The organism is Streptomyces sp. NPDC006368, assembly GCF_040612535.1.
Lineage (GTDB): Bacteria > Actinomycetota > Actinomycetes > Streptomycetales > Streptomycetaceae > Streptomyces.
The window spans coordinates 1-9607 of sequence record NZ_JBEXQK010000073.1 but is presented as its reverse complement, the minus strand read 5'-3'; the positions used below and the strand labels follow the sequence as shown (position 1 = coordinate 9607).

Sequence of the window (9607 nt, the reverse complement as noted above, 5' to 3'; positions counted from 1 at the left end):
CTCTCTCGCCGTGGCGAGCGCGGCGACCGCCGTCGCCGTCCTGTCCGCCGTCGCCGGCTGCTCGGACGGCGGGGACGCGGGCGGGGGCACGGACCGGACGCGGGAGCTCGCCGCCCAGACGCTGGAGTGGTCCGCGTGCAGGGCGCCCTCCAACGAGGAGGGCGGCGGGACCGCCCCCTCCCCGCTGCCCGGGGGCGCGAGGTGGGAGTGCGCCTTCATGGACGCGCCCCTGGACTACGCCAAGCCCGACGGCGACACGATCGAGCTGGCCCTGATCCGCGCGAGGGCGAGCGACCCGGCCGGACGGATCGGCTCCCTCCTCTTCAACTTCGGCGGCCCCGGAGGCTCGGGCATCACCGGCCTGCCGTCCTTCGCCAAGGAGTACGAGCATCTGCGCACCCGCTACGACCTGGTCAGCTTCGACCCGCGCGGGGTCGGCCGCAGCGAGGGTGTGGAGTGCGAGGACGACCGGGCGCTCGACGCGTTCTACGCGCTCGACGCGAGCCCCGACGACGCGCGCGAGCGGGAGACGTACACGAACGCCCTGAAGGACTACGCCACCGCCTGCGAGAAGAACTCCGGCGCGGCCCTCCCCCATGTCGGCACCACCAACGCCGCACGCGACATGGACCTGATGCGGGAGGTGCTCGGTGACGACGAACTGCACTACTTCGGCATCTCGTACGGCACCGAACTGGGCGGCGTGTACGCGCACCTGTTCCCCGAGCGGGTGGGCCGCGTCGTCCTCGACGCCGTCGTCGACCCGACCGCGACCGCCGAGCAGGGCGCGCTCGCCCAGGCCAGAGGCTTCCAGCTGGCGTTCGGCAACTTCGCCGAGGACTGCGTGAAGCGCGGTGAGGCGTGCAAGCTGCCCGGCCGCACCGTGGCGGAGATCCAGGAGTTCGTCATCGACCTGCTCGCCCGGCTCGACGAGAAGCCCGTCACGGGCCTCGGTGAGCGCGAGCTCACCCAGTCCCAGGCCGTCAACGGCATCGTCCAGTCGCTGTACTCCCAGGAGTACTGGCCGTACCTGGAACAGGGCCTGGACGAGGCCGACGGCGGCCAGGGCGGACTGCTGCTCGCCCTGTCGGACTCCCTGAACGGGCGGGACCAGAGCGGCAACTACAACAACCTCCAGGCGGCGAACGCGGCCATCAACTGCGTGGACGACAAGGCGCGGTTCACGGCCGAGCAGGCGGAAGCGAAACTGCCGGAGTTCCGCAAGGCGTCGCCGCTGTTCGGTGAGTTCCTCGGCTGGGCCCTGATGGGCTGCTCCCAGTGGCCCGTCCCCGGCACCTGGAACCACCCCGACGTGCGGGCGGAGGGCGCGGCGCCCATCGTCGTCATCGGCACCACCGGCGACCCGGCCACGCCGTACGCGGGCACCCGGAGGATGGTGGAGTCGCTCGGCAAGGGCGTCGGCGTGGAGATCACGTACAAGGGCGAGAGGCACGGCGCGTACAACGGCGGCGACCCCTGTGTGCGCGACGTGGTGAACAGGTACCTGCTGGAGGGGAAGGTTCCGGCCGCGGGGACCGTCTGCCCGTAGCACCGCCGCCCCCGGGCCACCCCCTTCCGGGGATCCCTCCCGCGGGCGCTGTCGGTGGCCCGGCCTACGATGGCGGTCCGGTGCGGAGGTGGGGGGACATATGTCCATGCGGGTACGGGTGGGGGCGCTGGCGACGGCCGCGGTGCTGCTCGCCGGGACGGCCGCGGGGTGCGGCGACGGTGACAGCGGCGGTACGACGCCGGGCGCCGACGACGGGAACAGCGGCGCGCGGCCGGCTCCCGGCACGGCACAGGGGTCCGCGGCGGTCACCCCGGACTCGCTGCCCGCCGCGCTCACCGGCCAGAAGCCGGACTGGCGCACATGCCGGGCGCCGGAGGGCGGGGAGGAGCCCGGTTCGCAGTGGCGCTGCGCGAGCGTCGAGGTCCCGCTGGACTACAAGGATCCGGACGGCACGAAGATCTCCATCGCGCTGATCCGCAAGGAGGCCCGCGACAAGGACCGCCGGCTCGGCTCGCTGCTGTTCAACTTCGGTGGCCCCGGCGCCTCCGGGGTGAGCGCCATGCCGCAGGCGGCCGACGGCTTCAAGTCGCTGGGCGCCCGCTACGACCTCGTGGGATTCGACCCGCGCGGGGTCGCGCAGAGCTCCGGTGTGGTGTGCCGGGGGGACAAGGAGCAGGCCGCCGCCGAGAAGGGCGTCGACCTCACGCCGGACACCGGCGCCGAGGAGGCCGCCTTCCTCAAGGACGCCGCCGATTTCGGCGCCGGCTGCGCCTCCCGCGCCGGCGCGCTCATCTCCCACGTCACGACGGTGAACACCGCGCGGGACCTGGACCTCATCCGGCATGTGCTCGGCGATCCCACCCTCAACTACCTGGGCTTCTCCTACGGCACACAGCTGGGCGCCACCTACGCCCACCTGTTCCCGAGGAACGCCGGACGCACGGTGCTGGACGCGGTGGTGGACCCGACGGCCGACACCGCGGGCCACGCCCGCAACCAGGCCACCGGCTTCCAGCGGGCGCTGAACAACTACTTCAGGAGCACCGGCGAGAGCCCCGAGGCGGGCACCGCGCGCGTGGCGCGGCTGCTGAAGCGGCTCGACCGCGACCCGCTGCCCACCAGCGGCAGCCGCGAGGTCAACCAGAGCCTGGCCCTCACCGGCATCGTGCAGACGCTGTACGCGCAGAGCATGTGGCCGTACCTGACCAAGGCCCTCGACGAGGTGGAGAGGGACGGCACGGGCGACCTGCTGCTGCAGCTCGCCGACTCGTACAACGAGCGGGACGAGGACGGGCACTACGGCACGCAGCACCACGCGCAACGGGCCATCTCCTGCGCGGACAACAGCCAGCGGCCGACGGTCGCCGACGCCAAGGCGCTGCTCCCCGAATTCCGGCGAATATCCCCGGTGTTCGGTGAGTTCCTGGCCTGGGACACGGCCGGCTGGTGCGCGGGCTGGCCGGTGCGGGGCGCGGCCGCCGACTGGGACGCGAGCGCTCCGGGCGCCGGGCCGATCCTGGTGGTGGGCACCACCGGCGACTCGGCCACGCCGTACGAGGGTGCGAAGAAGATGGCGGACGAGCTCGGCGAGGGCGTCGGCATCCTGATCACCAACAAGGGCGAGGGGCACGGGGCGTACGGCACGTCGTCGTGTGTGACGCGCGCTGTGGACGCCTATCTGCTGGACGGCAAGGTGCCGGCGAGCGGCACGACCTGCACGGCGTAGACCCCGGCGGGCCCCGGCACGGACACGGTGGACGCGAAGGGGGCCGGGCCGGTGACACCGGACCCGGCCCCCGCACCGCGCGAAGGGTGGAAAAGGCCGTCTAGTAGACCGGCTTCTCCGGCTCGATCTGGTTGACCCAGCCGATGACGCCGCCACCGACGTGCACCGCGTCCGAGAAGCCCGCGGACTTCAGCACCGCGAGGACTTCCGCACTGCGGACACCCGTCTTGCAGTGCAAGACGATCCGCTTGTCCTGCGGCAGGTCCTGGAGGGCGTTGCCCATGAGGAACTCGTTCTTCGGGATCAGCCGCGCGCCCGGGATCGAGACGATCTCGTACTCGTTGACCTCGCGGACGTCGATGATGTCGATGCTCTCGCCCTCGTCGATCCACTCCTTGAGCTGCTTGGGAGTGATCGTGGAGCCGAGCGCCGCCTCCTGGGCCTCCTCGGACACGACACCGCAGAAGGCCTCGTAGTCGATGAGCTCCGTGACGGTCGGGTTCTCGCCGCAGACCGCGCAGTCCGGGTCCTTGCGGACCTTGACCTGGCGGTACTGCATCTCCAGGGCGTCGTAGATCATCAGGCGGCCGACCAGCGGGTCGCCCACGCCGGCCAGGAGCTTGATCGCCTCGGTGACCTGGATGGAGCCGATGGACGCGCACAGCACGCCCAGGACGCCGCCCTCGGCGCAGGAGGGGACCATGCCCGGCGGCGGGGGCTCCGGGTAGAGGCAGCGGTAGCAGGGGCCGTGCTCGGACCAGAAGACGGACGCCTGGCCGTCGAAGCGGTAGATCGAGCCCCAGACGTACGGCTTGTCGAGGAGCACGCACGCGTCGTTGACCAGGTAACGCGTGGCGAAGTTGTCCGTGCCGTCGACGATCAGGTCGTACTGGCTGAAGATGTCCATCACGTTGTCGGCCTCGAGCCGCTCCTGGTGAAGGATCACGTTCACGTACGGGTTGATGCCCAGGACGGAGTCGCGCGCGGACTCGGCCTTGGAGCGGCCGATGTCGGACTGGCTGTGGATGATCTGGCGCTGGAGGTTCGACTCGTCGACCTCGTCGAACTCCACGATGCCGAGCGTCCCCACGCCGGCCGCGGCCAGGTACATCAGGGCGGGGGAACCGAGGCCGCCCGCGCCCACGCAGAGCACCTTGGCGTTCTTGAGCCGCTTCTGCCCGTCCATCCCGACATCCGGGATGATCAGGTGGCGGGAGTACCTGCGGACCTCGTCTACGGTGAGCTCGGCAGCCGGCTCGACCAGGGGTGGCAGCGACACGGAGACCTCATCAATACAGCTGGTCGGTAGTCAGTACGGTTGTTCCTCCGTAACACTGCCACGCCCCTTCTCATTCCGAGACACCCGGTCCGATACGCGAGACGATTTCGTCCCAGTAGCCGGGCAGCGCCGCGAATGGGCTGCTTTGTCCGGTCCGGTCGGTGAAGAAGATCGTCCCGGCTCCCTGCCAGCGGGCGATGCGCATCGCCTCGTCGAGATGGGTGCGCGGCACCCCGTGGACGAGGTGTACGAACCGCTCCGGCGGATGGTCTGCGGTCCACTCCGCCGCCTGCGACCAGCGGTAATCCGCCCACGACCCGGAGAAGGTCACCAGCTGGTCGGCTATCCGCGCGTACCCGGGGTCGGGGTGGCTGCCGTGTCCCAGCACCAGGTGCCCGCCGTCGGCATGGTCCAGGACGGCTTCCAGGGTGGCCGTCGTGCGCCGTACGGCGGCGAGGTCGGCCCGGTCCGTGGGACACCGGTCCAGCAGGAACCCGTCCACCCGGTACCAGTCGACGAACCGCTGCGCGTCGGAGACCAACTCGCCGAACGGCCGGGCCCCGTGGCGCATGTCGAGGTGACCGAGCACCCCCCTGCCCGTCATCCGGCCGCCACCCCCCGACGACGCGCTCCGCGCGGCGCCCCGGAAGGCGTTGCGCACCCTTCCGGCGGCCTCCAGACAGTGCGGGTCGGGCCGCGTCCCCGGGCCGTCCGCGACATTGAGGACGGCCCAGTGGAGCGGCGTACCGGGGCGGGTCAGCTCGGCCCATTCGACCGGGGCCAGAAGGGGGTGGGCGTATCCGGGGACGCCGAAGCCGAGCCGGTCGGCTCCGGTCGCGGAGAGTCCGGTGCCCGTCGGGGTCAGATGCGGCACGCGGCCTCCATCCAGATGTCGGCGAGGGACTCCTCGAGGTTGATGCGGGGCCGCCAGCCGAGCCGGTCGCGGGCCGTGCGGACGTCCGCCTGCTGCCAGCCGCCGCAGCCGTCCGGGTACGGGTGGTGTCCCGGACCGGCGCCGGGAACCAGGTGCTCCGGCAGGGTCTCGCCCCGCTGGGCGCCGATCGCGGGAAGGCCCATGCCCGGTCCGCCCAGGGTGGGGCGGCCGGAGGGCGCGTCCAGCTCGTGCAGGGCGCCCGCGTACCCGGCGACGCGGGCGAGGACGGCGGCGGCGTCCCGGAGGCGTACGGCGCGGCCCGTGCCGATGTTGACGACGCCCTGCGCGGCGGAGAGCGACGCGGCGTGCACGGCCCGCGCCACGTCCCGTACGTCGACGAAGTCGCGCTGCACGCCGAGCCCGCCCAGCTTCAGCTCGCCGTCGCCGGACTGCATCGCGCGGCGCATCGCCTCCGCGAGCCGGCCGAGCGGCGACCCGGCCGGGGTGCCGGGCCCGACGGGCGAGAAGACGCGGAGCACGACGGCGTCCAGCCCGGAGCCGAGGACCAGCTCGGTGGCGGCCAGCTTGGAGACGCCGTACGGCCCGCCGGGGCGCGGCACCGCGTCCTCCGCGGTCGACGAGCCGGGCTGCGAGGGCCCGTACTCGGAGGCGCATCCGATCTGCACCAGCCGCGCCCCGCAGCCGCTGCGGCGCAGCGCCTCGCACACGGTGGCGACGGCGACGGTGTTGTGCCGGGTCAGCTCACGTGCGCCGCCCCGGGTGGCCCCGGCGCAGTTGATGACGACCCCGGGGTGGACGGCGTCCAGGAACCGGGTGAGCGCGCCGGGGCTGCCCCCGGCGAGGTCGAAGCGCACGTCGGCGTCGTCACCGCGCCCGAGGGCGGTGAGGTGCACGGCCGGGTCGGCGAGCAGCCGGTCGGCGACGTAGCGGCCGATGAATCCATTGGCACCGAGCAGCAGCACCCTCATCGCGCGGCCCCTTCGTGCCGACCGGCCGTTGCTGTGGGTTCGGGGGTCATGTCTGTTCTCTCCTAGGACGTGCGGATGGTGGTGCTGGTGAGGGCTGTGACGCAGCGCCCCCGCGGCGTCGGCTCCGCCGGCGGCGCTGCCCTGGACGAGCCGGTGGGGGCCGGAGGTCAGGTGGGTGCGTGGGCGGACGCCCGGGCGAGGACGGCGGTGGCGCGGGCCAGCAGGGCGAGCGCCGCCGCGCCGCACGCGAGCGCGGGTACGGCTCCGGCGCCCCACGTCCCGACGACCGTCCCGACGGGCCGGGCGAGCGGCTCCCAGCCGGGCAGGCGGCCGGCGAGGACCGATCCGAGGGCGAGCGCCTCGGCGGCGCCTGCGGCGAGGAGCCCGGTGGCGGCCGACCGCGGGTAGCCGTGGACGGTGAGCAGCCGGGCGACGAACAGGAGGGTGCCGAGGGCGACGGCAGGCAGGGCCTGGCCCATGGTGCCCGCGCCTTCTTCGAGTGGTGCGAACGGTCGGGTGGCGCCGTGCGGCGCGGGGGCGGCGGGCACCGGCGCCCCGAACGCCGGGCCCACGAGCGTTAGCAGCGCGGTGAGCGCCCCCATGTACAGGGCGACGGTCGCGACCAGCAGGGGTCGGGTCCCGGCGGCGAAGTCGGCCAGCCCGCGGCTGTGGGCGAGGCTGCGCCGCGCCCGTACGGCGAAGAGGTGGGCGCACCAGGCGGCCGGGGCCACGGAGCAGGCCAGCCCGAGCAGCTGTGCCGGGGCGAGCGGCCACGGCCCTTCGGCCGGCCTCCCGTCCAGGAGCGCGCCGAGCACCCCGTCGCCGTACGCCGCGTAGGCGACCAGGAAACAGAACGCCAGGCCCATCCACGCGCGCGTACCGGGCCTCATGCGCCCGGTGCCCCGGAGTGGGCCGCGCCGCAGGGAGCCGGCGAGCGCGACGGCGAACCCGACGCCTCCCGCCGCGCCCACCGCGGTCCGCACCGCCCCGCCGGTCGACGCCACGCCGACGAGGGCGGCCCCGCCCACGACTCCGGGCAGCAGCACGGTCAACGCCCAGCCGAGCCCGCCGGAAGGACCGGAAGGACGGGAAGGACGGGAAGCCCCGGAGGGACCGGAGGTGCCCGCGCCGGTGACCCCGGAGCCCTCGGCGACCCCGGAGGCGCCGGGAGCGGCGCCCGTCGCCGTGGCGTCCGCCGCGCTCGGCGCGACGAGGACGTCGCCGTCCCGTGGCACGCGCGCGTACAGCTCCTCGGCCAGCGAGAAGACGTCACGGTGGCGGAACCGGGCGGCCGTGCGGTCGGTGAGGCCGTGCGCCTCCAGGCCGGCGGCGATCTCCAGCGGGTCGACGGCCCGTTGGCACAGGACCCGGTGCCGGTCCAGCAGCGCCTTGACGGGGTCAGCCACGGCCGCCTCCCGCGTACGCGCCGACGGCGGGCTCCGCCCACGCCGGGGTGGAACCGCGCCCCGTCCAGAGGCCGGGGAGGAACGCCTCCGCGGGGTGGGCGAACGGCAGGGGCCCGCCTTCGGCGTCCACCGTCTCCGCGTCGCGGCGTACCGGGGCGCGCGACAGCAGCTCCAGGTAGAGGGAGCGAAATGCCGCGAGGTTCTGGTCGACGGTGAACAGTTCGAGTGCGCGGGCGCGTGCGGCGGCGCCCAGGCGCGCACGGCGCTCGGGGTCGCCCAGCAGCGCGAGGCAGGCGTCGGCGAGCGCCCGCGGATCGCGCGGGGCCACCACCAGGCCCGTGCCGCCGATGACCTCCACGACGGCGCCCACGTCGGTGGAGACGGTGGCGCGTCCGCAGAGCATGGCTTCGACGAGGCCGACCGGGAAGCCCTCGACGACGCTGGACAGCACGGTCACACAGCCCGCGGCGTACGCCTCGGCGAGGCCTCCGCCGTCCCCGAGCGGTTCGAAGGTGACGGCGGCGCGCCCCACAGCCGCCGCGCCGTCCGCGCCGCCGCTGTCCTGCGAGAAGAAGCGGGCCTCGTCCGGGAAGAGCCGGGCCGCCAGGGCCCCGCAGTGGGCGAGGTACGCCGCGGACGCGGGGCCCCGCCCGGGGGCCGCGATCAGCCGCAGCCGCGCCTCGGGCCGCGCCCGGCGTACCTCCGCGAAGGCGTGCAACAGCGTGACCAGGTCCTTCGTCGGCTCGACCCGTCCGACCCACACCAGCGTGCGCGCGTCAGCCGTGTCACCGCCGGTGGTCACGGCGTCCACGCGCTCCCCGACCGCCGCGAACCGATCGGCGTCCATACCCGGGTGGACGGTGCGCAGCTTGGCGCGGTCGGCGCCGCACTTCTCCTGCCAGCGGCGGATGTGCGTGGTGCCGGGCGTGATGACGGCGGCCTGCCGGTAGACCTCCGCCGCGAGGAGGCGGTGGAAGGCGGCGAGCAGGGCCCGTACGGCGGGCGTCCCCTCGGCTGCGAGGTAGTGCGCGCGCAGGGGCACGCCGTACTCGGTGACCAGCAGCGAAACGCCGAAGAAGCGTTTGGCCAGGAGTCCGGGCAGCGCCGTACGCCCGCCCGCCGCGGCATGGCAGAGGTCGACCGCGCCGAGGCCGTCCTCCTCGCCGTACCAGGGGAGGGAGAGGGGGCGCAGCGCGTGCTCCAGCCGCTCGGCGAGGGCGAGGTGGTCGGAGAGCGTGGCGACGTGGGGGCCCCGGCGTGCGCCGGGCGCGCGGCACGCCGACTCCAGGGCGCGGACGGCGTCCTCGGAGCGCAGGGCGGAGCGCAGGCCGCCGCGCTCACGCGCCAGGTCGGCCAGGCCGTACAGCCCTGCGGCGAAGTCGCCGCCCCCGCCGCCTTCGTTCCGCTCGCCGCAGACCGCGTCGGCGAGCTGCCGGAAGTGGGTGGTGAAGCGCCGGCGGTCGCGCCGCCCGTACGGACGGCTGTCCCGCGGCTCGCGGGCGGGGGCGGTCCGCACCCGCGCCACCTGCGGCGGGAGCGCGGGCCCGCGCCCGGCTCGCGGAGTGGGGGCGCCGAGCGCGTAGAGGTGGAATTCGTGCTGCGCGAGCCCGCGTACGAGCCGGTCGCACCAGACCCTGGATTCACCCGACGCATACGGATAACCACCGTCGGTAAGCAGTCCGATCCGCACGAGCACACCCCCGATCTCCCTTGTGTACGGCCGCCGTTCGTCCCGGCGACTCGCGGCGGGAAGAACGTACGCGGATATGCCGGTGGCGGGGGGGGGGTGGGTGGATTCCTTGATGGAGTGATATCTTCAGATA

General features: G+C 74.1%; 7 protein-coding genes. 2 read left to right on the top strand and 5 right to left on the bottom strand.

The genetic code is table 11. The annotated features are described in order from the left end of the window. Positions 1-10 precede the first annotated feature (10 nt). Both ABZZ38_RS29675 and ABZZ38_RS29670 read left to right on the top strand, forming a co-directional pair. Positions 11-1549, top strand: coding sequence for an alpha/beta hydrolase (locus ABZZ38_RS29675; RefSeq protein WP_356745519.1), 1539 nt, complete (start codon positions 11-13; stop codon positions 1547-1549). Positions 1550-1649: 100 nt separating this feature from the next. Next, complete coding sequence (locus ABZZ38_RS29670; RefSeq protein WP_356745515.1) at positions 1650-3236, top strand: alpha/beta hydrolase; 1587 nt, start codon at positions 1650-1652, stop codon at positions 3234-3236. A 100-nt stretch (positions 3237-3336) separates the two neighbouring features. On the opposite strand, the gene moeZ is transcribed toward ABZZ38_RS29670, so the two are convergent. The 5 genes from moeZ to ABZZ38_RS29645 form a co-directional block, all read right to left on the bottom strand. After that, positions 3337-4515 carry an adenylyltransferase/sulfurtransferase MoeZ gene (gene moeZ, locus ABZZ38_RS29665; RefSeq protein ID WP_356745513.1) on the bottom strand — a complete coding sequence of 393 codons (1179 nt, stop codon included), beginning with the start codon at positions 4513-4515 and terminating at the stop codon, positions 3337-3339. A gap of 70 nt (positions 4516-4585) precedes the next feature. After that, positions 4586-5389: a spherulation-specific family 4 protein gene (locus ABZZ38_RS29660; protein WP_356745511.1), complete on the bottom strand. Its 804-nt coding sequence runs from the start codon at positions 5387-5389 to the stop codon at positions 4586-4588. Then, entirely contained in the window at positions 5377-6378 is a 1002-nt protein-coding gene (locus ABZZ38_RS29655) for an NAD-dependent epimerase/dehydratase family protein (protein WP_356745509.1), read from the bottom strand. Before ABZZ38_RS29655 ends, ABZZ38_RS29660 begins: the two co-directional genes overlap by 13 nt. Positions 6379-6545: 167 nt before the next feature. After that, positions 6546-7784, bottom strand: a complete 1239-nt coding sequence (locus ABZZ38_RS29650) for a hypothetical protein (protein WP_356745507.1) — start codon at positions 7782-7784, stop codon at positions 6546-6548. Continuing rightward, entirely contained in the window at positions 7777-9474 is a 1698-nt protein-coding gene (locus ABZZ38_RS29645) for a DUF3492 domain-containing protein (protein WP_356745517.1), read from the bottom strand. Before ABZZ38_RS29645 ends, ABZZ38_RS29650 begins: the two co-directional genes overlap by 8 nt. Positions 9475-9607 lie beyond the last annotated feature (133 nt).

Excerpts from the sequence above, each read along its gene's own strand:
- ABZZ38_RS29655 (WP_356745509.1), bottom strand. The coding sequence starts at position 6,378 with ATGAGGGTGCTGCTGCTCGGTGCCAATGGATTCATCGGCCGCTACGTC.
- ABZZ38_RS29670 (WP_356745515.1), top strand. The coding sequence starts at position 1,650 with ATGTCCATGCGGGTACGGGTGGGGGCGCTGGCGACGGCCGCGGTGCTG.